This window comes from Erythrobacter sp. 'gip.4 top 5', assembly GCF_056495765.1.
In genome coordinates this window covers 496,809-522,995 of the sequence record NZ_CP200270.1, presented here as the reverse complement: position 1 = coordinate 522,995, position 26,187 = coordinate 496,809, and the positions used below count along the sequence as shown (strand labels likewise).

At 63.4% G+C, this 26,187-nt stretch carries 31 protein-coding genes; 18 read left to right on the top strand and 13 right to left on the bottom strand.

What is annotated here, in order from left to right; translation table 11 throughout:
- Positions 1-2 precede the first annotated feature (2 nt).
- From dnaQ to ACRANW_RS02515, 6 genes are all read left to right on the top strand, one after another.
- Entirely contained in the window at positions 3-719 is a 717-nt protein-coding gene (gene dnaQ, locus ACRANW_RS02540) for a DNA polymerase III subunit epsilon (protein WP_479432997.1), read from the top strand.
- Between the two features lie 65 nt (positions 720-784).
- Positions 785-1,375 (top strand): ribosome hibernation-promoting factor, HPF/YfiA family, encoded by a 591-nt coding sequence (gene hpf, locus ACRANW_RS02535; RefSeq protein ID WP_479432996.1) that lies wholly within the window; start codon positions 785-787, stop codon positions 1,373-1,375.
- Positions 1,376-1,514: 139 nt separating this feature from the next.
- Positions 1,515-1,976, top strand: coding sequence for a PTS sugar transporter subunit IIA (locus ACRANW_RS02530; protein ID WP_479432995.1), 462 nt, complete (start codon positions 1,515-1,517; stop codon positions 1,974-1,976).
- Positions 1,977-1,993: 17 nt separating this feature from the next.
- Positions 1,994-2,473 (top strand): PaaI family thioesterase, encoded by a 480-nt coding sequence (locus ACRANW_RS02525; protein WP_479432994.1) that lies wholly within the window; start codon positions 1,994-1,996, stop codon positions 2,471-2,473.
- Between the two features lie 12 nt (positions 2,474-2,485).
- A complete protein-coding gene (locus ACRANW_RS02520; RefSeq protein ID WP_479432993.1) occupies positions 2,486-2,827 on the top strand; it encodes a DUF1491 family protein in 342 nt (113 codons plus the stop codon).
- A 189-nt stretch (positions 2,828-3,016) separates the two neighbouring features.
- Complete coding sequence (locus ACRANW_RS02515) at positions 3,017-3,676, top strand: cell wall hydrolase (protein ID WP_479432992.1); 660 nt, start codon at positions 3,017-3,019, stop codon at positions 3,674-3,676.
- Between the two features lie 77 nt (positions 3,677-3,753).
- Here the strand turns inward: ACRANW_RS02515 and xth are convergent, their stop codons facing one another.
- The 3 genes from xth to ACRANW_RS02500 are packed head-to-tail and all read right to left on the bottom strand — an operon-like array spanning position 3,754 to position 5,404.
- The gene (xth, locus tag ACRANW_RS02510) at positions 3,754-4,548 is read right to left on the bottom strand and encodes an exodeoxyribonuclease III (protein ID WP_479432991.1); all 795 of its coding nucleotides are present in this window, start codon (positions 4,546-4,548) and stop codon (positions 3,754-3,756) included.
- 38 nt (positions 4,549-4,586) lie between these two features.
- Entirely contained in the window at positions 4,587-4,919 is a 333-nt protein-coding gene (locus tag ACRANW_RS02505) for a HesB/IscA family protein (protein WP_479432990.1), read from the bottom strand.
- A gap of 53 nt (positions 4,920-4,972) precedes the next feature.
- Positions 4,973-5,404 (bottom strand): CBS domain-containing protein, encoded by a 432-nt coding sequence (locus tag ACRANW_RS02500; RefSeq protein WP_479432989.1) that lies wholly within the window; start codon positions 5,402-5,404, stop codon positions 4,973-4,975.
- 156 nt (positions 5,405-5,560) lie between these two features.
- Between ACRANW_RS02500 and ACRANW_RS02495 the strand changes: the two genes are divergently transcribed.
- Complete coding sequence (locus ACRANW_RS02495; RefSeq protein ID WP_479432988.1) at positions 5,561-5,872, top strand: hypothetical protein; 312 nt, start codon at positions 5,561-5,563, stop codon at positions 5,870-5,872.
- Here the strand turns inward: ACRANW_RS02495 and ACRANW_RS02490 are convergent.
- Genes ACRANW_RS02490 through ACRANW_RS02470 form a run of 5 tightly spaced genes read right to left on the bottom strand, consistent with a single transcriptional unit; the run spans position 5,869 to position 11,134 of the window.
- Positions 5,869-6,282, bottom strand: a complete 414-nt coding sequence (locus ACRANW_RS02490; RefSeq protein WP_479432987.1) for a (2Fe-2S) ferredoxin domain-containing protein — start codon at positions 6,280-6,282, stop codon at positions 5,869-5,871. The two genes, ACRANW_RS02495 and ACRANW_RS02490, sit on opposite strands and share 4 nt — an antisense overlap.
- The gene (locus ACRANW_RS02485; protein ID WP_479432986.1) at positions 6,279-8,459 is read right to left on the bottom strand and encodes a prolyl oligopeptidase family serine peptidase; all 2,181 of its coding nucleotides are present in this window, start codon (positions 8,457-8,459) and stop codon (positions 6,279-6,281) included. Before ACRANW_RS02485 ends, ACRANW_RS02490 begins: the two co-directional genes overlap by 4 nt.
- 51 nt (positions 8,460-8,510) lie before the next feature.
- Positions 8,511-9,011 (bottom strand): DUF2497 domain-containing protein, encoded by a 501-nt coding sequence (locus ACRANW_RS02480; protein WP_479433992.1) that lies wholly within the window; start codon positions 9,009-9,011, stop codon positions 8,511-8,513.
- Positions 9,012-9,059: 48 nt separating this feature from the next.
- A complete protein-coding gene (locus tag ACRANW_RS02475; RefSeq protein ID WP_479432985.1) occupies positions 9,060-10,544 on the bottom strand; it encodes a TolC family outer membrane protein in 1,485 nt (494 codons plus the stop codon).
- Positions 10,541-11,134 (bottom strand): protein-L-isoaspartate O-methyltransferase family protein, encoded by a 594-nt coding sequence (locus ACRANW_RS02470; RefSeq protein ID WP_479432984.1) that lies wholly within the window; start codon positions 11,132-11,134, stop codon positions 10,541-10,543. The genes ACRANW_RS02475 and ACRANW_RS02470 overlap by 4 nt, the downstream gene beginning before the upstream one ends.
- 172 nt (positions 11,135-11,306) lie before the next feature.
- Between ACRANW_RS02470 and fumC the strand changes: the two genes are divergently transcribed.
- The 6 genes from fumC (at position 11,307) to ACRANW_RS02440 (ending at position 17,063) form a co-directional block, all read left to right on the top strand.
- Positions 11,307-12,746, top strand: coding sequence for a class II fumarate hydratase (fumC, locus tag ACRANW_RS02465; protein WP_479432983.1), 1,440 nt, complete (start codon positions 11,307-11,309; stop codon positions 12,744-12,746).
- A gap of 63 nt (positions 12,747-12,809) precedes the next feature.
- Entirely contained in the window at positions 12,810-14,141 is a 1,332-nt protein-coding gene (locus tag ACRANW_RS02460) for a sensor histidine kinase (protein WP_479432982.1), read from the top strand.
- The gene (locus tag ACRANW_RS02455; protein WP_479432981.1) at positions 14,134-14,892 is read left to right on the top strand and encodes a LytR/AlgR family response regulator transcription factor; all 759 of its coding nucleotides are present in this window, start codon (positions 14,134-14,136) and stop codon (positions 14,890-14,892) included. Before ACRANW_RS02460 ends, ACRANW_RS02455 begins: the two co-directional genes overlap by 8 nt.
- A 162-nt stretch (positions 14,893-15,054) precedes the next feature.
- On the top strand, positions 15,055-15,327 hold the full coding sequence (locus ACRANW_RS02450) for a hypothetical protein (RefSeq protein WP_479432980.1): 273 nt from the start codon (positions 15,055-15,057) through the stop codon (positions 15,325-15,327).
- Positions 15,328-15,358: 31 nt separating this feature from the next.
- Positions 15,359-16,213 carry a diacylglycerol kinase family protein gene (locus ACRANW_RS02445; protein WP_479432979.1) on the top strand — a complete coding sequence of 285 codons (855 nt, stop codon included), beginning with the start codon at positions 15,359-15,361 and terminating at the stop codon, positions 16,211-16,213.
- Positions 16,203-17,063: a metallophosphoesterase family protein gene (locus tag ACRANW_RS02440; RefSeq protein ID WP_479432978.1), complete on the top strand. Its 861-nt coding sequence runs from the start codon at positions 16,203-16,205 to the stop codon at positions 17,061-17,063. Before ACRANW_RS02445 ends, ACRANW_RS02440 begins: the two co-directional genes overlap by 11 nt.
- A gap of 80 nt (positions 17,064-17,143) precedes the next feature.
- Here ACRANW_RS02440 and rpsI read toward each other — a convergent pair whose 3' ends face one another.
- The 3 genes from rpsI to ACRANW_RS02425 all read right to left on the bottom strand — a co-directional run bounded on the left by rpsI (position 17,144) and on the right by ACRANW_RS02425 (position 19,466).
- Positions 17,144-17,671, bottom strand: coding sequence for a 30S ribosomal protein S9 (gene rpsI / locus ACRANW_RS02435; RefSeq protein ID WP_479432977.1), 528 nt, complete (start codon positions 17,669-17,671; stop codon positions 17,144-17,146).
- Entirely contained in the window at positions 17,671-18,150 is a 480-nt protein-coding gene (gene rplM, locus ACRANW_RS02430; RefSeq protein ID WP_479432976.1) for a 50S ribosomal protein L13, read from the bottom strand. The genes rpsI and rplM overlap by 1 nt, the downstream gene beginning before the upstream one ends.
- A gap of 203 nt (positions 18,151-18,353) precedes the next feature.
- Positions 18,354-19,466 carry a COX15/CtaA family protein gene (locus ACRANW_RS02425; RefSeq protein ID WP_479432975.1) on the bottom strand — a complete coding sequence of 371 codons (1,113 nt, stop codon included), beginning with the start codon at positions 19,464-19,466 and terminating at the stop codon, positions 18,354-18,356.
- 185 nt (positions 19,467-19,651) lie between these two features.
- Between ACRANW_RS02425 and ACRANW_RS02420 the strand changes: the two genes are divergently transcribed.
- The 4 genes from ACRANW_RS02420 (at position 19,652) to ACRANW_RS02405 (ending at position 22,003) form a co-directional block, all read left to right on the top strand.
- Complete coding sequence (locus tag ACRANW_RS02420; RefSeq protein ID WP_479432974.1) at positions 19,652-20,041, top strand: MerC domain-containing protein; 390 nt, start codon at positions 19,652-19,654, stop codon at positions 20,039-20,041.
- Between the two features lie 54 nt (positions 20,042-20,095).
- Positions 20,096-21,073 (top strand): sulfur carrier protein ThiS, encoded by a 978-nt coding sequence (gene thiS / locus ACRANW_RS02415; RefSeq protein WP_479432973.1) that lies wholly within the window; start codon positions 20,096-20,098, stop codon positions 21,071-21,073.
- A 167-nt stretch (positions 21,074-21,240) separates the two neighbouring features.
- Positions 21,241-21,753: a hypothetical protein gene (locus tag ACRANW_RS02410; protein WP_479432972.1), complete on the top strand. Its 513-nt coding sequence runs from the start codon at positions 21,241-21,243 to the stop codon at positions 21,751-21,753.
- Between the two features lie 13 nt (positions 21,754-21,766).
- Positions 21,767-22,003, top strand: coding sequence for a ribbon-helix-helix domain-containing protein (locus tag ACRANW_RS02405; protein WP_479432971.1), 237 nt, complete (start codon positions 21,767-21,769; stop codon positions 22,001-22,003).
- 100 nt (positions 22,004-22,103) lie between these two features.
- Here the strand turns inward: ACRANW_RS02405 and murA are convergent, their stop codons facing one another.
- The gene (gene murA, locus ACRANW_RS02400; protein WP_479432970.1) at positions 22,104-23,384 is read right to left on the bottom strand and encodes a UDP-N-acetylglucosamine 1-carboxyvinyltransferase; all 1,281 of its coding nucleotides are present in this window, start codon (positions 23,382-23,384) and stop codon (positions 22,104-22,106) included.
- Positions 23,385-23,520: 136 nt separating this feature from the next.
- Here murA and ACRANW_RS02395 point away from each other — a divergent pair, with 136 nt between their 5' ends.
- Entirely contained in the window at positions 23,521-24,399 is an 879-nt protein-coding gene (locus ACRANW_RS02395; protein WP_479432969.1) for a UTP--glucose-1-phosphate uridylyltransferase, read from the top strand.
- 39 nt (positions 24,400-24,438) lie between these two features.
- Here ACRANW_RS02395 and ACRANW_RS02390 read toward each other — a convergent pair whose 3' ends face one another.
- A complete protein-coding gene (locus ACRANW_RS02390; RefSeq protein ID WP_479433991.1) occupies positions 24,439-26,136 on the bottom strand; it encodes a flotillin family protein in 1,698 nt (565 codons plus the stop codon).
- Between the last annotated feature and the right edge of the window lie 51 nt (positions 26,137-26,187).

Here is a 26,187-nt window from a genome sequence, read left to right as displayed (position 1 = left end):
AAATGGCGGCCCCAACACGCGAAGTGATATTCGATACCGAAACCACCGGGCTTGATCCCAAGACCGGGGACCGGATGGTGGAAATCGGCTGCATCGAAATGATCGGCCGGGTCGAAACGGGCCGCAGCTTTCACGCCTATTTTAATCCCGATCGCGATATGCCGCCCGAGGCCGAGCGCGTCCACGGCCTTAGCGCCGCGTTCCTGTATACCAAGCCGCGTTTTGCCGACACGGCGATCGAATTGCTGGCCTTCCTTGGCGATTCGCCCTTGGTCGCGCACAATGCCGGGTTCGATTTCGGCTTTCTCAACAATGAGCTGGAACGGGCCGGTCACGATCCGATCAGCCTTGACCGGATGGTTGATACAGTCGCCTTGGCCCGCAAGCGCCATCCCGGTGCCAAACTCAGCCTTGATGCGCTGTGCACCCGTTACGGGATCGACCGGAGCCACCGGGTGAAGCATGGCGCATTGCTTGATGCCGAATTGCTGGCGCAGGTCTATGTCGAACTGACCGGCGGGCGCCAGATCGGACTGGGGCTGACCGCGCTCGATCCGGCAGCGGATCTGACCGCCCCACCCTCTGCCAACGCACCCTGGCACCGGCCCGTGGCCGACAAGCCACGGCGCGAACCCCGGCCTCATGTTGCCAGCCCGGAGGAGCTGGACCGTCACCGCGCCTTCATCGGCGGAATTACCGACGCGATCTGGACCCGCTGAAATCCTTGGCGCAAGGCTCACATCATCACCTTCGATCCTCAGTTCGAACAGGAGGACTACACCACATGGATATTCGGATTTCGGGCCACCAGATGGACACCGGGGCAGCGCTTCAGGCGCACGCTTCCGACCGGCTCACCACGGTCGTCGAAAAGTATTTCGACCGGGCACTGTCCAGCCACGTCACCTTCGGCAAAGCCCCGGCCAGCGCGTTTAGCTGCGATATTGTCACCCATGTGATGCAGGGCCTGATCCTGAAGGCGCAAGGCTCCGCGCAGGACGCGCATGTTGCTTTTGATGATGCGCTGGCCAAGATCGAAAAGCAGTTGCGCCGTTACAAACGCCGCCTGACTGACCGCCATCAACAGGCCGATCACGCGCGCGGCGAGGAAGAAGCCGCCTACACCATCTTCGCGGTCGAGGAGGATGAAGAAGACGAAGTGATCGCCGATGCGCCGCTGGTCATCGCGGAAACTCGCGTCGATATCCCCACCGCCAGCGTCGCCGATGCGGTGATGATGATGGACCTGCGCAACACCACCGCGCTGTTCTTCAAAAATGCTGGCACCGGGCGGCATAATATGGTTTATCGCAGGGCCGATGGGTCGATCGGTTGGGTCGAGCCGAAATATGGCTTCGAACCGCGCTTGCCGTAACGGCCTACAGCGAATTTCGAAAGCTTAAGCGGCGGATGCAGGAGGGGCTCCGCCTCGTTCCTGGCCATGTTCTAATAGACATGGTCTGAGCGAATTTTCGCCAGGACACGGCGCACGCGCAATCAGGATTTGCACAGACATGGACGTCAATCTGGATCTTTCACCGCAAGCGATTGCGTTTGCCCGGATCGATACCAAGCCCAAGGTCCTTGCACGAACGGCCCAGCTTTTGAGCGAAGCCTATGGGCTGAACGAAGGGGACGTGCTGAAATCGCTTGAAGCACGCGAAGTCTTGGGCAGCACCGGTTTCGGACGCGGGGTGGCGATTCCGCATTGTCGCTCAAAGACCGTGCGGCGCCCCTCGCTTGCGCTGATTCGCCTCGAAGCGCCGATTGAATTTGCATCGGCAGACGCACGCCCTGTATCGTTGGTGTGCGGACTGGTTTCGCCTGAAAATGCCGGGGCAACGCATCTTCACGCGCTCGCGGCGATCTCACGTCTGACGCGCGATGACACGCTGCTCCAGATGTTGGCCGATGCGCCCGATACCGACGCCGCCTATGCGTTGCTGACCACTCAGTTCCTGCGCGACGCGGCCTGATTGTCGCGGAACCCTTCATGGCGGGCAGTGACGAATTTCCTTCGGCAAGCGGGGCGCAGCAGCATTACCGCGCGCTCGAGCGGCTCTATGCCTCGGCTCCGGTCAACACCAAGTTTGCCAGCGCGCTCGCGATCGCAGGCGAAGGGCAGTCACGGCTGCGGTTCACGATAACGCCTGAAGATTATCACGCAGCGGGCGCGGCGCATGGTACGATCTATTTCAAGATGCTCGACGACGCGGCATTCTATGCCGCCAATTCGCTGGTGACTGACCGGTTTTTGCTGACGACCAGCTTCAACCTGTTCTTCAGCAAGCCCGTGCGGGCCGGAACGGTGATCGCGGAAGGACGCTGGGTCAGCGGCCGGCGCCGGGTGTTCGTCGCCGAAGCGCGGCTGGTGGATGAGCAAGGGGACGAGATCGGGCGCGGCACCGGCACCTTCATGCGCTCGCGCATCCCGCTCTCCAGCCTGCCGGGTTACGCCGCGGACGGCCTGTGAAATGCTTGTGATATGACAGGCCGCCTGCCTGCGCATCTCGAAGCCAGCGCCTTTCTGCGCCTTGCCGAGTCGCAAGGGGGATACGGCATGGTGCTGGCCAAAGGTGAGCGTGATGCCGGGACGATCCTTCTGGTAATGCTGTGTCGCGGCGCAGGGTCTGCGCTTTACGAAAGAATGCCGCAGCGCGATGGATCCCGCCTTTTTGTTGCCACAAAAAAAGAAATACCTGAAAAACAACAAGAATTTTCCGAGTATTTGACCCGCAGGCAGCAGCAGGACCCCGATTTGTGGCTGATTGAGGTAGACATCGCGGATCCTGAACGGTTCGTCGCGGCCATCAACGATTTGCGTTGACGTAAAGGTCAGCCAAGCTAACGGCCCCGCTCAATTCCTCGCGCAGGCTGACAGGGCGGCAATACGGCCGCATCCTTCAGCACGCAGACGGGGAGCGGCCGGCAGGCTTCTTGAACCCCCTAACCGTATTGGTCTGGAAAAGGTTCCATCCTGCGTCTGTGCTCGCTCACCGCTCAATTGGTTGAGTACATGAGTCGCAAGACTGCCACGATTTTTGCGATTGCGGGCCTCGCCATCGCCACCACGATGTTTCCCAGCGGCCGCAACGCCGCCGCCCTGGCACAAGCCGCCACTGAACAGCTGACCCTTCCCGTTCCGGTTGAACAGGTCGAGCTGGTTCCCGAGTCCGTGACCTTCGTGTCCGAGCCGGTCGTGCAACCCCTTCCTTTGGCGCTTCCCGAAGCGCCGCCCGAATCCATCCTGACCGAAGCCGGATCGCTGTCCGCACTGGTCGGCATGGTCGATACCGACGCGCCGATGGACGAACAGATGCGCTGCCTGGCCGGCGCGGTCTATTTCGAAGCGCGCGGTGAACCGTTGGCGGGCCAGTTGGCCGTGGCACAGGTCATCATCAACCGGTCCGAAGATCGCCGCTTCCCCCGCTCCTATTGCGGCGTTGTGGCGCAGCCCGGACAGTTTTCCTTCATGCGCGGCAGCAGGATGCCCGCGCCCCGTATTGGCACGGCCGCGTGGGATCGCGCTGTCGCAGTCGCTCAGATCGCGCATCAGGGCCTGTGGGAATCGGAAGCCGGCAACGCGGTGTTCTTCCACGCCCGCTATGTCCGCCCCAGCTGGAGCCGGACCAAGACGCGCCTCGCGCAGATCGACACGCATATTTTTTACAGGTGATCCGCTCCGCGCTTCGCCCCTGCGGGCGAACCGCCCTCGAGTAGCGCAGCGGTAGGGCAACAAAGGCGCGGCGAGGATTACGGCGAAAGTCTTACCCACACAGGCGCGTGATCGCTGGCCTTTTCCCGCCCGCGATGCGCCTTGTCGACACCGCAGGCTTCGAGCCGGTCGGCGCATTCGGGCGATAGCAATATATGATCGATCCGGAAGCCGTGATCGCGCTGCCAGGCGCCGGCTTGATAATCCCAATAGGTCCACACGCCGCCGCGCGGGTTGTGGGTGCGAAGCGCATCGGTCCATCCGTCCGCCATCATCTGCGCATAGGCGGCGCGTGACCCCGGCTGCATCAGCGCATCATCCTGCATCGCCTTGACCGACCAGGTGTCGTCATCTTCCGGGATCACGTTGAAATCACCCAGCACCACCGCGGGGACTTCCTCGGCCCAGATCTGCGCCATGCGGGCGCGCAAGGTTTCCATCCAGGCAAGCTTGTAGGTGAACTTGGGCCCCGGATGCGGATTGCCGTTGGGCAGGTACAGACACGCAATCCGCACGCCCGAAACATCCGCCTCAAGATAACGCGCCTGTTCGCCCTCGCCTTCGTTCGGCCCGTCGATCCCCAGCCCGCGCTGCACTTCGGTAAGCGTGTAGCCCGCGCGCGTATCCACAAGGATCGCGACTCCATTGAAGCTTTTCTGCCCGTGCCAGATCGCGGCATAGCCCAGCGCCTCGAAATCGGCGGCGGGGAAACCATCGTCCTGTGACTTGATCTCCTGCAGGCAGGCAACCGCAGGGCGGGTTTCATCCAGCCATTCGAGCAGACGCGGAAGCCGCGCCTTGATACCGTTGATGTTGAAGGTGGCGATTTTCATGATCGCCCTGATGCCGCAAAGCGCGGGCCGGGTCTAACCTAAATCCCGAAGCTGGCACCGCAGCCGCAACCGGCGGCGGCCTGCGGATTTTCAACCTTGAAGGCCGCGCCGCCCAGCGATTCGACGAAATCCACGGTGCTGCCCGCGATCAGATCCAGACTCATCGGATCCACCACCAGCTTCACGCCATCGGTTTCCGAAATGCTGTCTTCTGTATCCGGCCCATCGGCCAGATCGAACTTGTACTGGAAACCCGAACACCCTCCGCCTTCCACGGCCAGACGCAAGATCGCCGGACGCGACTGCTTGGCCGCAATGAAAGCCACGCGTTTGGCGGCGGACGGGGTGAGGATCAGGGGCGCTGCGCTCATAACTCTAACCTAAGCCCTCCCGGGGCGTTCCTCAAGCGGCCAGTGTGCAGGCATTATACCGCCTGAATGTAGTTACGCAGCGCCTCGGACTCGTGTCGCACTTCATCCATCTTGTGCTTCACCAGATCGCCGATCGAGATAAAGGCGATAAGCGTCCCGTCCTCGACCACCGGAAAGTGGCGAAACCGGCGGCGGGTCATCAGCGCGAGCGCCTCGTCGATGGTGGTCGAAGGCTCGACCGTTACGGCGGGCGAGGTCATGATCTGTTCGACCGGCAGATCAAGGCAGGGGCCGCCGTGATCCGCCAGCCGGTAAATCACGTCACGTTCCGAAATAATGCCGACCACCTTGCCATCGCGCAGCACAGGCAGCGCGCCGATGCGTTGGCTCGCCAGCACGCTGACAGCCTGCGCCACCGGGGTCGCAACGTCGCAGGCGATAATGTCGGATGGGCCGCGTTGGGCGATGATACGGGCAATGGTCATGACGATTCCCTCTCTCTCAGGACAGGAAAGTGCCATGATCGCAGCGAAAAAGCGAATCTGCCCGCAAGCGCACATAATGCTGGCTTGCATCGCATGTATCGCCCCTTGCACCTTTCGCGCGTTGCCAAGCGGGCGAGCGCACGCCATGTCGGTCGCATGACACGCAAATCCCCGCTCGATGATCCTGAAAATGCCGCCCACGCCTGGGGGCGGTATCGCCAGATCATGAAATTGCTGCTGGCCGCGACGATCCTGACGGTGGCCATCGCGATGGGCCTGCTGTTTGCCTATAACGGTATGATCTCCGTGCACTTCTACATCGCCGTGGCGCTGGGAATCAGCCTCACGATGTTGCTCGGCGGTGGGTTGATGGGCCTGGTGTTTCTCAGCAACGGAACAGGCCACGACGAATCGGTTGATAATGACCTGCCGGGCAAAGACGAATTCTGGTCGCCCAAGAAGGATTAGATCGCGGGCCTCAAGCGATAATCTTCCACCGGTACGCCGCCGATCAGATGCTCCTGAATGATCCGTTCGAGCGCCTCCGGGCTGCACGAATGATACCAGACCCCGTCCGGCCACACGACCGCGACCGGCCCTGCGGCGCAGATTTGCAGGCAATCGGCCTTGCTGCGCTGCACGCCCCCGCCCGCGCCGCGGACGCTGTCCGCGCTGCGTTGCGGACCGACCAGCCCCAATTCCTTCAAGCGGGTTTTGAGGAAGCCCCACGCCTCCTCACCCGCTTCGCGTGAACAGCACTTCTGCTTGTCCGAAATGGCACACAGCATGATGTGCCGTTCGATCACGTTGCCCTTGGCCGGGTCGCCGTAATGCTTGGCAAGCGCGGTTTGCGCTGACAGCAGTTCCTGCCGGCTCATTCAGGCGCGTCCTGCTTCAGCCAGCGGTTCAGCCACGCGAACACGGTGTCGTGCCATTGCAGCGAATTTTTCGCGCCGATCACCCAGTGGTTCTCGGTCGGGAAGACCAGCAATTGCGCGGGGATGCCGCGTTCCTGCAAGGCGGTGAAGCTTTGCAACCCTTGGGTGTAGGGGACGCGGAAGTCCTGTTCGCCGGTGACGACCAGCATCGGGGTCTTCCACTTGTCGACGTGGTTCACCGGGTTCCACTTTTCATAGGTTTCGCGCGCTTCGCTGTAGGATCCGCCGAAATCCCAGCGCGGGAACCACAATTCCTCGGTCGCATAATAGAAGCTGCGCATATCGAACAAGCCGTCATGCTGGACGATGCAATTGAAGCGATCGGGCCAGTTTCCGGCGATCCAGTTGACCATGTAGCCGCCATAGCTTGCGCCCATGGCGCAGGCACGGGTGCCGTCGATCTGGGTATCAAGCCTCAACGCAGCGTCGAGGCCTTTCTGCAAGTCTTCCAGCGGCTTGCCACCCCAATCGCGATTGATTGCATCGGTGAAGGCCTGTCCGTATCCGGTGCTGCCGTGGAAATCGACCGAGATCACGGCGTAGCCCTGGCTGGCGAGGACACGCGGATTCCAGCGGGTTGACCAGCTGTCGTTGAAGCTGCCTTGCGGCCCGCCGTGGATGTAGAGGATGGCCGGGATCGGCCCCTCCTGATCGGCAAGCCGGGTGATCTGGCCCCACACGGTGTCGCCGCCAGCGCCGGAAAAGCTGAAGCGGCGGGTGATGATGCTGGCAAGCCCGCCCATGCGGGTGGTGGCGACATCGGTGATCGGGCGGGCCTGCCCCATCCCGTCGGACAGGAATAGCTCGGCCGGATTTCCCAGCGAATCGCGGGTAAACAGCGCCCGCCCACCCGGCAGCGGCACGAGATTGCCGATATGGGCTTCGTTGCCTGCCATCAGGTTGAGTTCGGTGACCTTGCCGGTCTTCGTGTCGATCTGGAAGGCGGGCGTATCCAGCACCTTTTGCGCGGTGGCGATCAGTGATTGGCCGTCCGCGGTCCACGCCAGCGATCCAAAGCTCAGATCGGTGGTTTGCGTCAGGTTGCGCACCGTGCCGGCGGCCAGATCCATCAGGCGGACCGATAGCCGGTCGGCTTCGTAGGTTGGCCGGTCCATCGCCAGCCACGCCAGATAGCGGCCATCGGGCGAGGGCACTGGTGTGGTGTCGGTCGCCTGATTATCCGCCGTCAACAGGCTCGGAGCGGCGCCGGTGAGGTCGGCCACGTAAATGTCGAGATTGGTCGAGGTCGGCTCCGACATGTTTGACAGGCGCGCCGTGAAATACAGCGCGGTGCCATCGGGCGCGAAGGCGAGTTCCTCCCCGCCGCCGAACGGCATGGTCGGCGTGTCGGCGGTGATTCCGGTGGCCGGATCGATGCCATCGACCGGTACGCCCGGCCCTTGCGCCACTCCGTCCTTGAGCGGGAAGGTGAAGATGCGATTGTGCGTGCCGGGCGTCGCCCAGCGGTCCCAATGGCGCACGAAGCCGTCTTCTGCGTCATACAGCCGCCCGTTGCCGGGGCTTGGGCCAGGGCCAGGAAGGTGCGGCGGGGTGCGATCCGCGCAGCCGAAGGTGGGGCAATTGCGGGCCACTTCACCCCAAAGCGCGACAGCGCTGCCATTGGGCGCGAGTTTGAAACCGGCAATGACTGCATCGGGCGCGTCCGCGACCACCTGCGGCGCGCCCATGCTGCCATCTTTCGCCAGCGTAACGCGCCACAGCCGGGTGCGCTGCGCCGCGCTCGCATCGGAATGTTCGCTGCTGAGGAAATAGAGGTGTCCTTCAGGTCCGAACGCAACGCCGCTGGGCCTGATGGCAAAGCGCAATGCAGTTGCCGCCGCACGCGGCATCGTCAGGTCGATCAGGTAATGCGCAGGGGTGCGCGTCAGGCTGTCAGGATCCGTGGTGGTCACGCTGTATACCGCCACCGTGCCATCTGCGTTCACGGCCGGCGCGCCAAGCCTCGGCAGGGTGACGAGGTCTGTGGCGGTCATCGGCGGGGCGGAGAGGCCCGCAATGGCGGTCGCGTTATCTTGTGCAGAAATATCCTGCGCGGCAAGCGGGACGGTGAAGGCGGCAGCGGCAATGACGGCGCCGAAAGCAAGGATATTACGCATGACGGCGGGGTTAGCTCGCCTTGCCGCCGTGCGCCAGTCCCGCGGGTGGACTTACCGCCGCTTGCCGACGATCCGGGCGATTTCCGCCTGCACCAGGTTTTCGACCATCGCAGGCAAATTGGCTTCGAGCCATTCGGCCAGCATCGGGCGGAGCATTTCCCGGGCTAGCCCTTCAAGCGAAGTTTCGCCCGAGCGTACGATCTGCGGACGTGCAGGCGGTTCAGCCAGCATGGCCAGCGCGGCTAGGTTTTCCTGCATCGCATCGCGCATGGTGTCGGCGATCAGCGGGCTTTCATCCCCTTCGCCCAGCGGCAGCGCCGAAGGCTCAGGATCGCATTCCATTTCCGACAGATCGAGCACTTCGTCCTGGCCGAATTCCTCGTTTCGCACCACATGGGTCCGGGCAAGCGGCGCGGGTTCGGCCTCGGGATCGTCGGTCACCAGCATCCGCCGGCGCCGTGCTTCCATGGCGCCCACGCGATTGTCGCGCGCGATCACTTTCTTGATCGATTCAAGGATTTCCTCGACCGATGCTTCGTTGTCCTGCGCCATCATCAGCCCCGTTTCCGCTGGCCCGTTGCGTCCCGAATCGGGATCAGATCACTCACCGGGCAGCAATTGCGGTCCGATTTTTGCGTCGGCGGGCGGAATGTCAACGGTTCTGGTCGATTCCGGTGCAGCTTGCGCGTCGCGGTCCCAGTCCCATAGCTTGCTGCTGACCCGTTTGGCGTTGATGTCCGGATCGTAGAGTACACCTGCATCAAGGTTCAGATCACGCGCTTCGGCCCGCCCCATCAGCGCGAGCAGATTGAAACCGGCAACATAGGCGTTGCGCCGCGCGGTTACCAATTGAGCGCGGGCATTAACCAATTCCTGTTCGGCGTTGAGCACATCAAGGATCTGGCGATTGCCGATCGAATTTTCGGCGCGCACGCCTTCAAGGCTGAGTTCTGCGGCTTCGACGGCGGATTGCGAGCTTTTGATGACGCCGTTGGCGGCCAGCCAGTTGGAATAGGTCGCACGGGTTTCAGCGACGACGCTGCGCTCGGCAGCGATGACATCCTCCAGCGCGGCGGATTCGCGCGCGCCGGCCTGGCGCTGACGGGCGGCAGGAAGGCCGCCTTGAAACAGAGGAATGGTGACGCGAACGCCGGCATTGGCGGTTTTTTCGCTCTGGGCGAAGTCGGCTGCAATCGGACCGCCCAGTGTGCCAAAGAAGTCGCTGTAATCGCCGTTCACGAACACGCCGACAGTGGGGAGCCGACCAGAGCCTGCAACCTTGGTATCGTACCCGGCGGCCTGAGCGCGCTGTTTGGCGGCATCGAGGTTGGGGTTGTTCTCCAGCGCGGTCACGATGGCATCATTGACGCTATCGGGCAGGCCGGGCAGCGGCGGCGGGGCTTCGAGCTCCCCCGGTGCGTTGCCGACCATCCGAATGTAGGTTTCCCGTGCAGCGATCAAGTTCGCCTCGGCACCCTGCAGATCGCCCTCGGCCACGGCGAGGCGTGCGCGCGATTGGGCGACATCGGTAATCGTCAGGTCACCGATCTGAAAGCGATCGCTGGTCGCTTCCAGATTGGTCCGCAGCACCGCGACGTTGTTGGTTGCCAGCGCCACCAGCGATTCTGTCCGCAGCACGTCCATGTAAGCGGCAACAACCTGAGCAAACAGCGTGCTTTCCGAGTTGCGCAGGTCCGCTTGGCCCGCCTCGATCCGTTCCTTGGCAGCGGCGATCCCGTTGCGCACCGCACCGCCTGAATAGACCGGCACCAGCAATTGCGCATTCACGCCCAAATTACGCTCGGGCGCGGTGAAGGAGTTTGCCGATTGCTGGATGAATTCGATATGGGTCGCGGTGATCGCCGCCGATGGCAGGCCCTGCGCGCGCTGGATCGGCACGTTTTCATCATTGGCCCGCTGGTTGGCACGGGCGCCCTCCAGCGTCGGGTTGGTGGTGTAAGCCGCGGCCAACGCATCGCGCAGGTTATCGGCCCGCGCAGGAGCGGCAAGCCCCAGGCTGAACACACCGATCGCCAGCAGGCTCGCCGATCCGGCCCAACCCGGCAAGGCGCGCGTGCGCGTCACGCGAAGGTCCAGCTTTTGGGGACATCAAAGGCGTGCAGCACGGGAATGCCGAGATCTTCGACCGGTTGCAGATTGACTTTGCCTGCAACCTTGCGGCCGGTGGCAAGACGCGTGACCTGTCGCAGCACAAGGCCGGTGACGATCCGGCCGTCATCGGCCAGGTGCATCGCAAGGGCATCGGGCAGGTGTTCAATCGCGCCGTCGATCAGGATCAGTGAATAGCGGGCCTTGCCCGCTGCGCTGACCGCCGCGTTTGCATCGATTTCATCCAGATGGGCGACCAGCGGACGCAGCAACTGCGCCAGATATTCCGTGCCGCCGCCCACCACCAGCACGCGGTCCGTGGGCATCGGCGCGGCTTCCAGCAGCAGCTTACCATAGAACAGCGGCGCGGCGAGATGTCCCGCTGCTCCCAGCATCACGGCCCGGTCCGTATAGGCGTAAGCGGCTTTTTCCGCCGGGAGAAAATCCTCCCGCGGGACGGCCAGCATCCGGGCCAGCACATATTCCTCGTTCACCCCGCTGGTACGCAGCTGGCTATCGATCATGGCGCGGCGCGCGGTGGTGGTGTCGGGCATGTTTGTGGTCATGGTGCTCATCGTCTCTGTGCCTGACTGTATTAGGAAAGCAATACAGCCCGTCAAGCCCCTCCTTAAACGTGGCGCGCAACGGTTCCAAGGCCTTTGACCTCGCCGCGCGCCGGTGCTTAGGGAAGCGCCGGATCCTGCGGGATTGTATTCGACTTAATGAAGGATGGCTTCGATGAGTGACATGACGACAGCTGGGCAGCCCAATGGCGGCACCAAGGACGAAGACGTGCGGATCGAAACCGATTCGCTGGGCGAAGTGGCGGTTCCGGCCCACGTCCACTGGGGCGCGCAGACGCAGCGCAGCATCGTCAACTTCCCCATCGGCGGCGAAAAGATGCCGCCTGCACTGGTGCGCGCGCTGGGAATCCAGAAGCTGGCAGCGGCCCGCGCCAACATGGCGCTGGGCGTGCTCGACGCGAAACTGGGTGAGGCGATTGTCGCCGCTGCGCGCGAAGTGATCGACGGGACTCTGGCGGACCAGTTCCCATTGGTGGTGTGGCAGACCGGCAGCGGCACGCAATCGAACATGAACGCCAACGAAGTGATCGCCAGCCGCGCCAACGAGATGCTGACCGGCACCAAGGGCGGCAAGACCCCGGTGCACCCCAACGACCATTGCAACATGTGCCAGTCATCAAACGACACCTTCCCCACCGCCATGCACATCGCCGCGGCGACCGAGGCGCTGGATCATTTGATCCCGGCCCTGACCAAGCTACACGGCGCGCTCGACGACAAGGCCCGTGCCTTTGCCGACATCGTCAAGATCGGCCGCACCCACTTGCAGGATGCGACCCCGATGACGCTGGGGCAGGAGTTCTCGGGCTACGCCAAGCAGATCGAATACGGCATCGCCCGAATTAAAGCGGCGCTGCCGCGCGTGCTGGAACTGGCGCAGGGCGGCACGGCGGTTGGCACCGGGATCAACGCCAAGGTCGGGTTCGCGGAAGAATTTGCATCGCAGGCCGCTGCCGAAACCGGCCATGCCTTTGTCACCGCGCCCAACAAGTTTGAAGCCCTGGCCGCGCATGATGCGATGGTGGAGATTTCGGGCGCGTTGAATGTGCTCGCGGTCAGCCTGATGAAGATCGCCAACGACATCCGCCTGCTCGGCTCCGGCCCGCGTTCGGGCCTTGGCGAACTCAGCCTACCCGCCAATGAACCGGGCTCCTCGATCATGCCGGGCAAGGTCAACCCGACCCAGTGCGAGGCGATGACGATGGTCGCCGCGCAGGTGATGGGCAACCACATGACCGTGACGGTCGCGGGATCGCACGGGCATCTCGAACTCAACGTGTTCAAGCCGGTGATGATCTACAATGTGCTGCAATCGATGAAGCTGCTGGGCGATGCCTCCCACGCCTTCACCGACAATTGCGTGGTCGGCATCGAGCCGAACAGGGAGCGGATTACGCAGTTGCTCAACGAAAGCCTGATGCTGGTGACCGCGCTCAATCCGCATATCGGGTATGACAACGCCGCCAAGATCGCCAAGAAAGCCCACGCCGAAGGCACAACCCTGAAGGCAGCGGCGCTGGAACTGGGCCTGCTGACCGAGGCGCAGTTTGCGCAGTGGGTCGTGCCATCGGAGATGATCAAGCCGACGGCGTAGTCGGCCCGACCGTCTGTCTGAACAGCGGTTCATCAATCGACCAAAGCCTGACCCTGCCCGACGATGAACGCCCGTGGCGATGGCGTATTACAGGCAGGGGGAGTATCGCTGGCCGCCGTAATGGCAACCCGATCGATGAACGACGCCGCCTGTGATGCGCCTGTGGGTACCGTGTCTTTCCGCACGGTGCTGTTTTCCATGGTGGTTCTGTGGGCGACCTATTTCGTGCTCACTACACTGCGCAGCAGCCTGGTGCTCGATTTCGATATCCAGTTCGCGCTCGGCTGGCGGCGGGCTGCGGTCATGGTGGCTGGCATCCTGCTGACCCTTGTTCTGTGGCTGTTGTTGCGCCTGTTCGACAACAGCGCGCTGTGGCTCAAGATCTCGGCTGCGATTGCGCTGGCGCTACCGGTTGCCCTGGCAATCGGACAGGTGAATTACTGGGTGTTCAAGGATATGTCTGCGGCGCTGGATCAGGCCTATGCGCAGAAGATGAACCTCAATCTGCGCCGCGATGAAAGCGGCAACCTTTTGGTGGAGGTGCCGGTGCGCCGCGATAGCGCCTCGGCGCTGGCGGGGGACGCGGATACCCAGTCGGTGATTATCGAGCCGGCCGAATCCAGTTTTGATTTCTGGCGCAAGCTGCTCGACGTGGCGCTGGGGCGCTACTTCTTGCTGCTGGCCTGGGCCTCGACCTATTTTGCTTTGCTGGCGGGCGTGCAGGCGCGCGCGGCGCAAGCACGCGAAGAACAGTTCCGGTCCGCCGCCAAGGCCGCCGAATTGCTGTCCCTGCGTTACCAGGTGAACCCGCATTTCCTGTTCAACACGCTCAATTCGCTGTCGGCGCTGGTGATGACCGGCAAGGCCGACCGGGCAGAGATGATGATCCAGACGATCAGCCGTTTCTACCGCCACTCGCTCGCCAATGAACCCACCTCCGATGTGGCGTTGCGGGACGAGTTTGACCTGCAAAAGTTGTATCTCGATATCGAAGCGGTGCGATTCCCGACCCGGCTGGTGTGTGTATTCGACCTGCCCGAGGACCTGGAGGAGGCGCGGGTGCCGGGCATGATCCTGCAGCCTTTGGTGGAGAACTCGGTCAAATACGCGGTCTCGCCGGTGTCTCGCAAGATCACCATCACTCTTGCCGCGCGTGAAGAGCTTGACCGGCTGGTGATCACTGTCAGCGATAATGGCCCCGGTGTTCCGCAGGGTGCAGCGCATGGTTTTGGCATCGGCCTTGCCAATGTGCGGGACCGGCTCGAAGCGCGCTTTGGCCCCGATATCGGCTTTGTTTCCGCCGCCGTGCCGGGCGGCTATCGCAGCGAGATCCGCATCCCGCTTTCGCGCCCCGTAAGCCAACAGATAACCCGCCCAAAGAGCCACCATGCCTGAGACTCACACCGAAACTGGTCCTTTGCGCACCCTGATCGTCGATGACGAACCGCTTGCAGTGGAACGCGTGCAGGTTATCTGCGCCGAAATCCCGGCCGTGCGTGTGGTTGGCACCGCGAGCGATGGTGCGGCGGCGCTGAGGCTGGCGGAAAAGCTTGAACCCGATCTGGTGCTGCTCGACATGACTATGCCGGAACTCGACGGTCTGGGGGTGGCGCGCCATTTCGCCGCGCAGCCAAAAGCGCCGGTGGTGATCTTCGTTACCGCGCATGATCACTTCGCAGTCGAGGCGTTCGATCTGGAAGCGGTCGATTACGTCCTGAAACCTGTTTCGGCTGACCGGCTGGAACGCGCCATCGAACGTGCGGTCGCGCGGCGTGGTCAGCGTCGTCAAAAGGCGAGCCGGTATCTCGATGAATTGTGGGTGCCGCACCGGTCCGAATTGCTCCGCATTGCGGTGAGCGAGGTGCACCAGATCGACGCGGAGCGCGATTATGTACGCCTGCATGTCGGCGGCGGCGCCGATAGCGGGCGGTCCTACCTGCTGCTTCAGACCATCGCAGGGCTGGAAGATCGGCTTGATCCCGAACAGTTTATCCGCATCCACCGCTCCACGATTCTGCGCCGCGATCACATCCGCGGGCTTCGCCATGACGGGCTGGGCGTGTGGTCGGCGGAACTGGTCAATGGCGAGGCGCTGCGGATCGGCCGTACTTATCTCGCGCGCGTGAAGGCGATGGCCGGCCGCTGATAGTCCATCGCGCTGCGGGGTGAATCGGATATCTGCCTGCGCATTCCGGCTTCGATCGGCCCGCGACCCGCTTTCGCCCGGTAAGGGTTGTCATGACCAAGGGTGCGAAACACGGGACAGATGCCGGTTTCCATTCGCGCAGCGCACCGCCATAGTATGCCCATGGGCTTGGCCACCATCATCATCTTTTTCTTGGGAATCGGTAATTTCGCCGTCAACCGCGCTGTGTTCGATAGTGGACACCCGCTGCTGATCCGCCTGCCACAGGTCAGCCAGACGCTGGGCCGCCGTGCCGCGCTGGTCAGCGAATTCGCGGTGCTGTTCTTTGCGCTGCTGCTTTCGGTTGAAGGTTGGCCCGGCTTCGTCTGGGCCTATGCCGCCTACACCGGGTTCAATGGCGGCGCAGCGTGGCTTATCCTAACCCGCCGGGTGTAATCGGTTGGCTTTTTCAGGAGCGTGAGACGTAATGGATGGCAACACTGCCTGCTGGCTGATGGTCAATCCTTCGAGTGGGAGCAATGACGACAGCTCCACCGAAATGGTCGGCGCCGCGCTGACATCGCGCGGCTGGACGGTGGACCGGGTGATTGCCTTTCCCGATGACCCTTTGCCCACAGGTGACGCGCTGGATGCGGCCGGTGTTGCCATGCTGGCCATCTACACCGGCGATGGCAGCATGAACGCCGCGATCAGCCAATTGGAAGGCTGGGGCGGGCAGGTGCTGGTGCTGCCTGGCGGAACGATGAACCTGTTGCCGCTGCGGCTGCACCGATCGATCAATGTCGGCACTATTCTTGATGTCGTGGCCGGCGGCGGGGCGCGCCCGCTGCGGCCTCATTGCGTGCGGTGTGACGCCGGCATAGCGCTGGCGGGATTGCTCGTCGGGCCCGGAACCGCATGGAGCCGCGTCCGCGAATCGATGCGCAAGCTCGATCTGGCCGACATGGCCAAGGAAACGCTCGACGCGATCCGCACGACCAGCGGGGGGCCTAGCGTGCTTCTGCCGGACAATCGCCTGATGCGTGACGGGGGCTATCCGCTGGTTGAGCTGACGCCGGGTGAACATGGCGTGCAGATCGACGGGTATTTTGCCGCAGATGCAGCCGACTATGCCGGGCAGGCCTGGGCGCTGATGCGGCGCCGCTTTCGCGAAGGCCCGCATGACCGGTTGGGAATCGCGGACAGCACCGTTCTGACTACGGCCGACGGCAGCCCTCTTCCCTGTCTGCTTGACGGGGAACCGGCGGAATGTGCGTCAGGCTCGCGCTTTGTGGTGGCGCCGTGCGGCGTGGATTTGCTGGCAACGGCGCATGATGACTGAACTGCTGCGCCTGTTTCATCTGTCCGACATTCACTTCGGCCTTGAAGACCAGACCGCGATCGACTGGGTGCGGACCGAAATTGCCACGCGGCGGCCCGATGCGGTGGTGATCACCGGCGATCACACCATGCGTGCGCGCCACCACGAATTTGCCGCTGCCACCCGCTGGATCACCGCGCTGGATGCGCCGGTGACGATCAGCATCGGCAACCACGACATGCCCTATTTCAACCTGATCGCGCGGTTCTTCGATCCCTATGCCCGGTTCGAGGGGATGAAGTCATTGGTTGAGCGCAAGATTGATCTACCCGGTCTGGCGATCGTGCCGCTCAAGACGGTGCGGCGCTGGCAGCCGCGGCTGAACTGGTCGAAAGGCTGGGTGACAAAGCCCGCGTTGGACCGGTGTCTTGCCGCGCTCGACCGGCTGCCTGCCGGGACGCAGGCACTGGTTGCGGTCCACCACCCTCTGCGTGAAGCGGGGACGCAAGGCACGGCGCTGACCCGTGGCGGCACCAACGCCTTGCGCGAACTGGCGCGGCGCGGGGTGCTGGGGGTGTTGTCGGGCCATGTCCACGATGCCTTCGATATTGCCGAACCCACGCTCGATGGCACGGTGCGCATGATCGGGGCAGGCACCTTGTCCGAACGCACCCGCTCAACCCCACCCAGCTTCAACGAATTGACGTGGGACGGCGCCCGGCTGGAGGTTATCGTGCGCAACCTTGAAAACGTCCCGACGCCGGACATGATGATCGATGACGTGCCCGAAGATGCCATGCCGCCGCGTTCAGAAGGCGAGCCTGTCGCACCGGTTGACCGCGTGCCGCCGATCGATCCGCCGGTGTATTGATCGGCGCGACCAGCACCCGCAAAAGTAAAGGGCGGCACCCTTGCGGGGCCGCCCTTTGTTCGTATCCCTTGCAGGAAGGTTTAGCGCTTCGAGAACTGGAAGCTGCGACGGGCCTTGGCCTTGCCGTACTTCTTGCGCTCCACCACGCGGCTGTCGCGGGTGAGGAAGCCTTCTGCCTTCACGGCCGAACGCAGTTCCGGCTCATACCGGGTCAGCGCCTGCGCGATGCCGTGCTTCACCGCGCCGGCCTGGCCTGACAGGCCGCCACCGCGCACGGTGCAGATCACGTCATACTGACCGGCACGATCAGTGATCGTGAAGGGCTGGTTGATCACCAGACGCAAGGTCGGACGCGCGAAATAGGTTTCCTGATCGCGGCCGTTGATGGTGATCTTGCCGGTACCGGGCTTGACCCAGACACGCGCAACCGCGTCCTTGCGGCGGCCGGTGGCGTAGGAACGGCCCTGCGGATCGATTTCACGGTCGCGCAGCGGCATGGCAACGCGAGCGATTTCAGCAGCGTCGCCCTGCGGCACGCCAGCGGCGATGTCCTTCAGATCAGCCAGATCGGAGACGGTGGTGGTTTCGCCGGAGTTTTCAGGAGTCATTATGCAACGACCTTGTTCTTGCGGTTCATGGAAGCAACGTCGAGCACGGTCGGCTTCTGGCCGTCATGCGGATGCTCGGTACCGACATAGAGGTGCAGCGCACGCATCTGATCACGACCCAACGGGCCGCGCGGGATCATGCGCTCAACAGCCTTTTCCAGCACGCGTTCGGGGAAACGACCGCCCAGCACCTTGGCCGGGGTGGTTTCCTTGATGCCGCCGGGGTGACCGGTGTGCTTGTAATAGATCTTGTCGCCCATCTTGTTGCCGGTGAACTTCACCTTCTCAACATTGATGACGATCACGTGATCGCCGCAATCGACGTGCGGGGTGTAAATCGGCTTGGTCTTGCCGCGCAGAATGTTGGCGATGATCGAGGCGAGACGCCCTACCACGAGGCCGTCGGCATCGATGATGTGCCAGTTCTTCTCGACCTCGGCCGGTTTGATCGACCGGGTCTGCTTGCTGAGTGCCTTCATGGCATGTGTCCTTGGTTCAAAACTGTCCTGCCAGAAAATATCTGGCAAGAATCGCCGCCGACCATCACTGATCGGAGAGGAAGTGGGCGGCAAATGTCGCCGACCCCCGCGAAAGTCAAGCAAAAGCGCGGTTTACAGATAGGGTAAAATGATACCGTACGGGGTGACGGGCGCGATTCAGGCAGATTTCGGCACTACCGGGGTCAGGCGTTCGCCTGCCGCGAAGGCCCACGGCTGTGCCCTAAACTGTGCCCTAAACTGTGCATCGCCCAGACGGTTGCGGCGACGGTCAACGCGCCGACCAGCTGGTGCGCTGCGGCGATCCACAGGGACACGCCGCTCATCACGGTGGCGATTCCCAGCAGGACCATCGTGCCGATCGCGGCGTTGACGGCGATGCTGGCGAAGCGATCCGCCGTACGCACGATGCGCGCCAGCCACACCAGCGCCGCGACCGCGATCCAGGCCCACCAACGGTGCAGGAAGTGCAGCAAGAAAGGATCATGAGTCAGCGTCCAGATCGCGCCTAGGGCCCAGTCCATTTCGGGCACCAGACGCCCGTTCATCAGCGGCCAGTCGCTGGCGGCATGGCCTGCATTGAGGCCCGCCACCCAGGCGCCCAGCAGCAGCTGCACAAATAATATGCCCGCCACCACCGCTGCGCTCCGCGACAGGCGTGCGGGGCGCGCTGCAGAATCGCGGGCTTGCTTGCGCAGATCGCGTGCGGTCCACACCAGCCCTGCCAGCAGGAACAGCGCGGTCAGCAGGTGCGCAGAAAGCCGGAAATGGTTCACATCGGTGAGATCGGTTTCGCCGACGCCCGATGACACCATGAACCATCCCAGCGCGCCTTGCCCAAGGATCAGACTGAACATCGCCACCAGCCGCAGGCCATATCCTGCCGGGATCGCGCGGCGCGCTGCGAACACGATCAGCGGCAGCAGAAACGCAAGCCCGATAACGCGCCCCAGGATGCGGTGGAACCATTCCCAGAAGAAGATGAACTTGAATGCGGCCAGATCCATGCCCGCTGGGCCACTCTCAATCTGGTATTCGGCGGTCAGCCGGTATTTGGCGAATTCGGCCTGCCACGCGGCATCTGTCAGGGGCGGGAGGATACCGCTGACGACGTTCCATTCGGTGATTGAAAGGCCGCTTTCCGTGAGGCGGGTGATGCCACCGACGAGTACGATCCCCACCACCAGCAGCGCAACGATTTCCAGCCAGCGCGCAACTGCCAGCGGCCGGGCGCGGGTTTGCAGCGCGGACTGTGCCGGAGGCGAGACAGAGGAGTGCATGGGAGCGGAGGTGGCCATGATAGGTGGTTCCTTGTGCCGCAGCGCCGCCGAGTGCAAGCCTGTTTGCTGCAAAGCCCCGTGCGGACGGCGCAAGCCGGCAGCACAAACGCAAGGCGTGCGGGCGGTGCAAGGTGATCGTACCGTCTGCCGGATGCAACCGGGCTTGCAAGATGTAACAACATAACATACATCGCCAACAGATCATGCCCCAAAACGCTCTCCCTCCCGCGAGTCCGACCTCGCTGCGTCGCCGACTCGATCAGCTGGGAATCGGGCTGGCAGGTGTGTGTGCGGTGCATTGTCTGGCGACCTTGCTGCTGGTCTCGGCGCTGGGGCTGGGCGGGCATTTTCTGCTGGAAGAGAATATCCACCGCGTTGGCCTTGCATTGGCGTTGCTGGTGGCAGGCGGTGCCATCGGTTGGGGCTATATGCGGCACGGACGGCTGCTGCCGTTCCTGGTCGCACTGGTCGGTCTGGCGCTGATGGCGGCGGCTCTGGTAGTGCCGCACGGCGCCAACGAGTTTCTGCTGACACTGGTCGGCGTCGCACTGGTTTCAGGCGGCCATCTGCTCAACCTGCGCGCCGCAGGCTAATCCGCGCCAAACACGCAGGTTGCAGCCTCGGCGCGAGCGCCTATGTCCGCTGCCATGACCAAAAGCATCTTCCTGAACGGCGCCCCGCACCGCACCGCCGCCGCGACCATCGCTGATCTTGTGCGCGAGCTCGACCTCGTCCCTGAAAAGGTTGCGGTGGAGAGGAATGGCGAAATCGTGCCGCGTTCGACTTTGGGCGAAGCGTCGCTGACCGACGAAGACCGGCTCGAAATCGTGCATTTCGTCGGCGGGGGCGACCATCAGTCCGATACCTGGACGGTCGCAGGCCGCACCTTCCGGTCGCGCCTGATCGTGGGCACGGGCAAGTACAAAAGCTTTGAACAGAACGCGGCGGCGGTAGCGGCGTCGGGGGCGGACATCGTCACCGTGGCTGTGCGGCGCGTGAATGTCAGCGACCCCAAGGCGCCGATGCTGACCGACTTTATCGACCCCAGGAAAGTGACCTATCTGCCCAACACCGCCGGGTGCTTCACTGGCGAGGACGCGGTGCGCACGCTGCGCCTGGCACGCGAGGCTGGCGGATGGGATCTGGTGAAGCTGGAAGTGCTGGGCGAAGCGCGCACGCTCTACCCCGACATGCGCGAAACGCTGAAGGCGACCGAGGTGCTGGCCAAAGAGGGCTTCTTGCCGATGGTCTACTGCGCCGATGATCCGATTGCCGCCAAGCAATTGGAAGACGCTGGCGCGGTGGCGATCATGCCGCTGGGCGCGCCGATCGGGTCGGGCCTCGGCATCCAGAACCGCGTGATGATCCGGCTCATTGTGGAAGGCGCCAAGGTGCCGGTGCTGGTCGATGCGGGCGTCGGAACAGCCTCGGACGCAGCGGTGGGCATGGAACTGGGCTGCGACGGGATCCTGATGAACACCGCGATTGCCGAAGCCAAAGACCCGATTCGCATGGCCCGCGCGATGAAACTGGCGGTCGAGGCCGGGCGCGAGGCGTACCTCGCGGGCCGCATGGCGCGGCGGATGTATGCTGATCCGTCCTCGCCCTTGGCGGGATTGATTTGAGAAAACACGAGCGTGGCGCGCTGATCCGGCTGCGTAGCAGCCGCAAGCGCGACCGCGCGCCCGCAGCGAAGCGAGGATACCGCGCGCCGCAGGCGTGCGCACAAGAAAGCACCTAACCCTAAATTAACCACGCTGTGCGACGTTCTCCTTGTCGAAGGAGACACGCCATGATGATGCCGATTGCCGAAATGCGGGAATTCGCCGGGTTCGCCCCCGCAGAGCAGCGCTACATCAAGCGCAGTCTCGATATTGGCCTGGCGCGCACCGATGCCTTCCGGCGCTGGGGCCGCAGCGAAACCGAAAACACTGCGATCCGCCGGCAATATGTGGCCTATCAGGATCTCAAGACATTGCGCGCGCTGATCCCGCAGGATGGCACGCCGCACGAGGTCGAACGTTTCCTCGGCAAGCTGGTGCGTGTGGCGGCTTTTGATCTGGAACAGGAGCGGCTGGGATGCTTTTCAGCGTTCCGGTTCCTATACGAACGCCTGCTGGGTGCGGGCGCTCGGCCCTATCTTCCAGCGGCCTTCTGCGCTGCGAGCGCGCTTCCCTCGATCCGCCCCGAACGCCGCAAGCTGCTGTTGCAAAGCTTAAGCGAAGCCGCCGCCACCGCGCCCGGCTGGTCGCCCCGCGCACCGGGCTTCTATCCTGAATATGTGGACGACTTCGAAGCGGCTTAATACGGATGGGGGGATGGACACGCCCTCGCCCTATCACCCCCCGGTCAAACGCTCGCTGAGCATCGCGGGCCACGCAACCTCGATCAGCCTGGAACCGCTGTTTTGGGAGATGCTGCGCGCCGCCGCCAAAGCGGAAGGGCTGGCCATCGCGGCGCTGGTCGCCCGGATTGACGCTGAGCGGATCAAGTCATCCACCCCGCCGGGTTTGGCGAGCGCGATCCGGGTGTGGCTGGTGGTGAACAGGGTTTAGCGCAATGTTTCACGTGAAACATTGCTGCGAGGCATGGCATGGCAGGGCAAGCAGGGGGCTAAACCGATCTAACAAGGGTCTAACCCGCGCAAGCCAGGCTCTAATCATCCACCCGTTCGATATCCGCGCCGACCAGCTGGAGCTTCTCCTCCAATCGCTCGTAGCCGCGATCAAGGTGATACAGCCGCCGCACGGTCGTCTCACCTTCAGCGGCCAGCGCCGCGATGACGAGGCTCATCGAAGCGCGCAGGTCAGTCGCCATGACCTCCGCGCCGGTTAGACCGCTGACGCCCTTGACGATCGCGGTGCGTCCCTCGGTGGTGATGTCCGCGCCCATGCGCGCCAGTTCCGGCACGTGCATGAAGCGGTTTTCGAAGATCGTTTCCTTCAGCACGCTCGCGCCCTCGGCCCGCGCCAGCAGCGCCATCAATTGCGCCTGCATATCGGTGGCAAGGCCGGGATAGGGCGCGGTGGTGAGGTTCGTCGCCTTCAGCGCGCCGTTGGCGCGCACGTTGATGCCCTTCGCATCCCAATCGACGTGAACGCCGATGGATTGCAGCGCATGGATCGTCGCCATCATGTCATCGGCCTTGGCGCCTTCCAACCGCACTTCGCCCCCGGTGATCGCGGCGGCGCAGGCATAGGAGCCCGCTTCGATCCGGTCGGGCATGACACGGTAGGTCGCGCCGTGGAGTCGCTTGACGCCGTGAATGGTCAGGTTCGACGTGCCGATGCCTTCGATCTCGGCGCCCATGGCGACCAGCATATTGCACAAGTCGACAATTTCCGGTTCGCGCGCGGCGTTGAACAACCGGCTGGTGCCGTTCGCGAGCGACGCGGCCATCAGCGCGTTCTCGGTCGCGCCAACGCTGACCACCGGGAAATCAAAGTCCCCGCCCGGCATTCCGCCATCGGGCTGTATGGCCTTCACATAGCCCTGCGCCAGTTCGATCCGCGCACCGAAGGCTTCCAGCGCTTTCAGGTGCAGGTCGATCGGACGGTTGCCGATTGCGCAGCCGCCGGGCATCGAGACGGTCGCCTCGCCGCTGCGCGCCAGCATCGGGCCGAGCACCAGAATCGAAGCGCGCATCTTGCGCACCAGATCATAGGGCGCGACGTTGGATGTGATGCGGGTCGCCTCCATGCTCATCACCCGGCCGAAATCTTCCGGGCGCGTGCCCTGGATCACGGTGGTGACGCCGAACTGGTTCATCAGATGCTGAAACCCGTCAATATCCGCCAGCCGTGGCAGGTTGCGCAGAGTCAGCGGTTCCTCGGTCAAGAGCGCGCAAGGGATCAGCGTGAGCGCGGCGTTCTTGGCGCCGGAAATGGGAATAGTGCCGGAAAGGCGATTGCCGCCGCGAATAGTGAGTTTGTCCATCCCCGCAGCCTTAGCGAAAAGTGCTTTTGGCGCAACATGCGGTGCAGGCCCGGGATGAATGATTGACCTGGGTTGTGGCGCGAGGCACGGCATCGCACGATACGCGACAGACGATATCTGCCACGAAGGGTGACCCATGCCTCCCAAGCCGATCCGCAAAGCCGTTTTTCCTGTCGCCGGGCTTGGCACCCGTTTTCTGCCCGCCACCAAGGTGGTTCCCAAGGAACTGCTGCCGGTGGTGGACCGTCCGCTGATCCAATACGCCGTGGACGAAGCGCGTGAAGCGGGGATCGAGCAGATGATCTTCGTCACCGGGCGCGGCAAGACCGGGATCGTCGAACATTTCGACATCGCGTTCGAGCTGGAACAGACCATGACGGAGCGGGGCAAGGATCTGTCCGTGTTGGAATGTACCCGCGCTACGCCCGGCGATGTGATCGCGGTGCGCCAGCAGGTGCCGCTGGGCCTGGGCCACGCGATCTGGTGCGCGCGCGCAATTGTGGGAGACGAGCCTTTCGCCATCTTCCTGCCTGATGAGCTTATGGTGGCACGCGAAGGCGGCACCGGCTGCATGGCGCAGATGGTGGAAGCCTATAACGCGGTCGGCGGAAACCTGATTTCGGTCCTCGAAGTGCCGATGAAGCAGGTTTCCAGTTACGGGGTGATTGATCCGGGGGAAGCGCGCGGCGCGCTGACCGAAGTGCGCGGGCTGGTGGAAAAGCCTGCCGTGGCCGATGCCCCGTCGAACAAGATCGTCTCGGGTCGCTATATCCTCCAGCCCGAGGTTATGCGGGTGCTGGAAAGCCAGAGCGCGGGCGCAGGCGGAGAAATCCAACTGACCGATGCGATGGCCAAGATGATTGGCCAGCAGCCCTTCCACGCAGTGACGTTCGATGGCGCCCGCTATGATTGTGGCAGCAAGGTCGGCTTTGTTGAAGCGACGCTGGCCATCGCGCTGACGCGCCCCGACATGGGCGCCGAAGTGCGCGCGATCGCGCTGGATTTGCTGAAGTAGCACGCGAGGGGCCGCACTGCTGCCCCTCGCGCCACATGCCTATTCTGCCGCTTCGCCGGCCGGGACATCATCCGCATCGTTGTCGCGGGCAATCGCCTTTTGCTTGGCGGGCTTGGCTGCCGTGGGGGCCGGCGCGGGTGCAGGCGTTTCCGCCTCAGCCTCGGCCGCGCCTTTGACCAGGCCGGACAGCGACGAGCCATCCAGCCCCAGTTCCTTCATCAGTCCGTCGAGCACTGGCGCCTGAGCGCGGTAGGCAAGCGCGGCGGACACGGCATCGCTGGCAAGGTTGCCCGAACCGCTGCCACCGCCCGAACCGCCGGAGCCATTGCCATCATTGGCTGAGCGCCCGCCATTGGTGAGCCCGTCGACCTGCACGATCTTGATCGAATCGATAGCCTCCATCGGCTTGGCGCTTTCGCGGATGACTTCGGGCAGCACCTTGAGCAGTGCCATCTTGGTCTGGAGCGAAATCTGGTCGTTCGAGAGGATGTTGGCCGCCTCGTTGATTGCGCGTTGGCCGGCGGCTTCCACTTCGAACCGCACCCGCGCCGCTTCAGCGCGCAGCTTTTCGGCATCGGCTTCGCCCATCGCTTCCAGCTTCAGCGCTTCGGCGCGGTTGCTGGCCGCGTCCTTTTCGGCCTCGGCCTGCACCTTCACGCCGATGGCTTCGCGCTCGGCCTGCTTGGCGGCTTCGATCAGTTCGATCTTCTTTTGCCGCTCGGCGATTTCGCTTTCGCGGGCTGTGGCAACGCGCTCCTCGGCCTCTACCGCCTTGGCGCGGGCACCATCGGCTTCGGCCTTCGCCTGGCTCTCCTCGCGGGACTTGTTCTGCACCGCGATCTGCTGTTCCTGCCGGGCGATTTCGAGCGCGCGCTGCTGATCGATGCGGGCTTCCTCGACCAACCGGTCGGCCTCGATCTGCTGGGCATCGACCTGCTTCTTCGCTTCGATCCGGGCGGCGTCCGCCTCACGGTTGCGCTCGGCCTGCTCGCGCGCGATTTCGGCGGTTTGCCCTGCACGCCGCACTTCGACCTCGCGCTCCTGCTCCAGCCGCGCATATTCCTGATCGCGCGCAATTTCGAAGCTGCGTTGGCTGGCTTCGAGATTTTTGGTTTCGATCTGGACGCGGGTGTCCTGCTCGATATCGTTGCGCAGCTTCTTGCGCGCTTCGATCTGCTCGGTCAGCTTGGTCAGACCCTCGGCGTCGAAGGCGTTGTTGGCGTTGAAGTGTTCGATGGAGGTCTGGTCGAGCCCGGTGAGCGACACCGATTCCAGCTCAAGCCCGTTCATGGCAAGATCGTTGGAGCTGACCTGCTGCACCTTCTGCACGAAGTCGGCGCGCTGTTCATGCAGCTCGTTCATGGTCATGCCCGCCGCGACCGAACGCAGTGCGTCAACGAACTTGCCTTCGACCAGATCTTTCAGCGCATCGGGCTGCATGGTGCGCTGGCCCAGCGTCTGCGCTGCCATCGCGATGGCGTTGGCATCGGGGCGAACGCGGACGTAGAATTCGGCCTTCACATCGATCCGCAACCGGTCGAGCGTGATCAGCGCCTCGGCGTCACGGCGCACCACCGGCAACACCAGCGTGTTCATGTTGACCGGCATGGCTTCGTGGAACACCGGGAACACCAGCGCCCCGCCGTTCATCACGACCTTTTCGCCGCCCATGCCGGTCCGCACGAAGGCGGTTTCCTTCGATGCGCGGCGGTACATCCGGATCAGGACCACCAGCATGATGACAACGACAAGCAAGAAGATGCCGCCGATGATCCCGTAGCTGATCAG

Bases quoted from the DNA above. Each gene is read 5' to 3' on its own strand.
- dnaQ (WP_479432997.1), top strand. From the start codon at position 3: ATGGCGGCCCCAACACGCGAAGTGATATTCGATACCGAAACCACCGGG.
- hpf (WP_479432996.1), top strand. From the start codon at position 785: ATGGATATTCGGATTTCGGGCCACCAGATGGACACCGGGGCAGCGCTT.
- ACRANW_RS02530 (WP_479432995.1), top strand. From the start codon at position 1,515: ATGGACGTCAATCTGGATCTTTCACCGCAAGCGATTGCGTTTGCCCGG.
- ACRANW_RS02525 (WP_479432994.1), top strand. From the start codon at position 1,994: ATGGCGGGCAGTGACGAATTTCCTTCGGCAAGCGGGGCGCAGCAGCAT.
- ACRANW_RS02520 (WP_479432993.1), top strand. From the start codon at position 2,486: ATGACAGGCCGCCTGCCTGCGCATCTCGAAGCCAGCGCCTTTCTGCGC.
- ACRANW_RS02515 (WP_479432992.1), top strand. From the start codon at position 3,017: ATGAGTCGCAAGACTGCCACGATTTTTGCGATTGCGGGCCTCGCCATC.
- xth (WP_479432991.1), bottom strand. From the start codon at position 4,548: ATGAAAATCGCCACCTTCAACATCAACGGTATCAAGGCGCGGCTTCCG.
- ACRANW_RS02505 (WP_479432990.1), bottom strand. From the start codon at position 4,919: ATGAGCGCAGCGCCCCTGATCCTCACCCCGTCCGCCGCCAAACGCGTG.
- ACRANW_RS02500 (WP_479432989.1), bottom strand. From the start codon at position 5,404: ATGACCATTGCCCGTATCATCGCCCAACGCGGCCCATCCGACATTATC.
- ACRANW_RS02495 (WP_479432988.1), top strand. From the start codon at position 5,561: ATGACACGCAAATCCCCGCTCGATGATCCTGAAAATGCCGCCCACGCC.
- ACRANW_RS02490 (WP_479432987.1), bottom strand. From the start codon at position 6,282: ATGAGCCGGCAGGAACTGCTGTCAGCGCAAACCGCGCTTGCCAAGCAT.
- ACRANW_RS02485 (WP_479432986.1), bottom strand. From the start codon at position 8,459: ATGCGTAATATCCTTGCTTTCGGCGCCGTCATTGCCGCTGCCGCCTTC.
- ACRANW_RS02480 (WP_479433992.1), bottom strand. From the start codon at position 9,011: ATGGCGCAGGACAACGAAGCATCGGTCGAGGAAATCCTTGAATCGATC.
- ACRANW_RS02470 (WP_479432984.1), bottom strand. From the start codon at position 11,134: ATGACCACAAACATGCCCGACACCACCACCGCGCGCCGCGCCATGATC.
- fumC (WP_479432983.1), top strand. From the start codon at position 11,307: ATGAGTGACATGACGACAGCTGGGCAGCCCAATGGCGGCACCAAGGAC.
- ACRANW_RS02460 (WP_479432982.1), top strand. From the start codon at position 12,810: ATGAACGCCCGTGGCGATGGCGTATTACAGGCAGGGGGAGTATCGCTG.
- ACRANW_RS02455 (WP_479432981.1), top strand. From the start codon at position 14,134: ATGCCTGAGACTCACACCGAAACTGGTCCTTTGCGCACCCTGATCGTC.
- ACRANW_RS02450 (WP_479432980.1), top strand. From the start codon at position 15,055: ATGGGCTTGGCCACCATCATCATCTTTTTCTTGGGAATCGGTAATTTC.
- ACRANW_RS02445 (WP_479432979.1), top strand. From the start codon at position 15,359: ATGGATGGCAACACTGCCTGCTGGCTGATGGTCAATCCTTCGAGTGGG.
- ACRANW_RS02440 (WP_479432978.1), top strand. From the start codon at position 16,203: ATGATGACTGAACTGCTGCGCCTGTTTCATCTGTCCGACATTCACTTC.
- rpsI (WP_479432977.1), bottom strand. From the start codon at position 17,671: ATGACTCCTGAAAACTCCGGCGAAACCACCACCGTCTCCGATCTGGCT.
- rplM (WP_479432976.1), bottom strand. From the start codon at position 18,150: ATGAAGGCACTCAGCAAGCAGACCCGGTCGATCAAACCGGCCGAGGTC.
- ACRANW_RS02425 (WP_479432975.1), bottom strand. From the start codon at position 19,466: ATGGCCACCTCCGCTCCCATGCACTCCTCTGTCTCGCCTCCGGCACAG.
- ACRANW_RS02420 (WP_479432974.1), top strand. From the start codon at position 19,652: ATGCCCCAAAACGCTCTCCCTCCCGCGAGTCCGACCTCGCTGCGTCGC.
- thiS (WP_479432973.1), top strand. From the start codon at position 20,096: ATGACCAAAAGCATCTTCCTGAACGGCGCCCCGCACCGCACCGCCGCC.
- ACRANW_RS02410 (WP_479432972.1), top strand. From the start codon at position 21,241: ATGATGATGCCGATTGCCGAAATGCGGGAATTCGCCGGGTTCGCCCCC.
- ACRANW_RS02405 (WP_479432971.1), top strand. From the start codon at position 21,767: ATGGACACGCCCTCGCCCTATCACCCCCCGGTCAAACGCTCGCTGAGC.
- murA (WP_479432970.1), bottom strand. From the start codon at position 23,384: ATGGACAAACTCACTATTCGCGGCGGCAATCGCCTTTCCGGCACTATT.
- ACRANW_RS02395 (WP_479432969.1), top strand. From the start codon at position 23,521: ATGCCTCCCAAGCCGATCCGCAAAGCCGTTTTTCCTGTCGCCGGGCTT.
- ACRANW_RS02390 (WP_479433991.1), bottom strand. From the start codon at position 26,136: ATGCTGGTGGTCCTGATCCGGATGTACCGCCGCGCATCGAAGGAAACC.